Annotated in this window: 1 protein-coding gene; it reads left to right on the top strand. The window is 55.6% G+C overall.

Annotation, left to right across the window (positions count from 1 at the left end):
• Window positions 1–137: 137 nt before the first annotated feature.
• Entirely contained in the window at window positions 138–1193 is a 1056-nt protein-coding gene (locus RSSM_RS24710) for an IS110 family RNA-guided transposase (protein ID WP_008686262.1), read from the top strand.
• Window positions 1194–1520: the final 327 nt, after the last annotated feature.

The raw sequence follows: 1520 nt of genomic DNA, 5'->3' as shown, positions 1-1520 counted from the left end.
AATAAAGAATCCATGAAGTCCGTGGTTTGAGGCGAGTCGTCTGGATACACCTGCTGACCAGGCCGTGATCTCGATCTTTCGATCGGTCACAATCAACATTTCTAACACGTTGACACCTCAAACCACGGAACCATTCCATGATGATCTGTTCGCTCGACCTCGGCAAGTTCAAGTCGGTCGCCTGTTTCTTCAACACCGAAAAACAAGCCTATCGATTCGAAACCATCCTCACCAAGGTCTCTCACGTTAATCACCTGTTCGAGTCCAATGAAATCGACCTCGTCGTCATGGAAGCCTGCGGTCCGTCGGGCTGGATCAGCGATGTCTGCCACCAGCGAAAGCTCAAGACGATAGTCTGCAGCACCAATGATGAAGCATGGGCCTGGAAGAACATCAAGCGAAAGACCGATCGCGACGACGCACTGAGACTGGCCAAAATGGCCATGATGAAAGATCTCACGTCCGTCCACGTCCCCAGTCCCCAAATCCGTGAACAGAGAGCGATCATCAAGTACCGAAAGAACCTCGACTACCGCATCACTCGAATTAAAAACGGCATTCGAGCGTCCTTCGCCAACCGCGGCATCGAGATCGACACCGGAGCACGTGCCTGGAACACAGGTCGAGCCCATATCGACTCCCACCGCAAACCAATCCATGAATGTGGCACCGACGACCTCTGGAAGGGGCAACTCGACAGCGAATTGAAACAACTCGATGAGCTCACCACTGAAATGGAAGCGATCGAGCAACGCCTGGAACTCTTCGCTGCCGACAACGTCCACATCCAACGCGTGATGACCATCCCCGGCGTGGGACGCAAGACCGCCGAGATGCTCGTCGCGGCAATCGACGACCCGCATCGCTTCAAGAGCGCTCGACACATCTCTAGCTACCTGGGCATGACACCACGGCAGTACCAATCCGGCGAGATGGATCGCTCTGGACGAATTAGCAAGCGCGGGCCACGGATGCTGCGGAGCATGTTGCTGGAATGTGCCTGGGCAAGCCTGCGTTACAACGAATGGAGCAAACTGACGTTCAATCGTATTCATGGCGGGGCCACTACACGGCGCAAGAAAGCAGGCATCGCCCTGGCTCGCAAAATCGCGGTCGTTGCCTGGGCGATGATGCGAGATGAAACGAACTGGAATGCATCGAAACTGATCGCCGAGGAAAAAGCAAGAAGCTGAACCGGAATGCAGCGAAGAAGACGTCAAGCTGACAACCAAAGTAGCTGGCAGCAAAGAAAACCCACGCAACGGAGCAACCGCCCGTCCGCTTAAGCGAGCCAAGCCGAAACCGCCCGGGCCGATCCATAGCGAAGAGCCCAAGCACGCCGCGAGCCAACCCAAAAGAACACCACATCGCACCAGTCGTCGCTCACCCATGAAGACCTAGCCACACAACGGTCTCCGTTCCGAGACCACGCTTCCCTCGATGAACCACGAATGCTTGGCCGAGGCAATCTGTTCGCCAGATCGACCTCGAGATAACGAATGTGGCAGTCGAGGGAAGCC

The sequence above is a fragment of the Aporhodopirellula sallentina SM41 genome, assembly GCF_000346505.1.
GTDB lineage: Bacteria > Planctomycetota > Planctomycetia > Pirellulales > Pirellulaceae > Rhodopirellula > Rhodopirellula sallentina.
Note: the sequence above shows the minus strand (reverse complement) of the source record. Positions and strands in the feature narration are given on the sequence as shown.

Bases quoted from the DNA above. Each gene is read 5' to 3' on its own strand.
- RSSM_RS24710 (WP_008686262.1), top strand. From the start codon at position 138: ATGATGATCTGTTCGCTCGACCTCGGCAAGTTCAAGTCGGTCGCCTGT.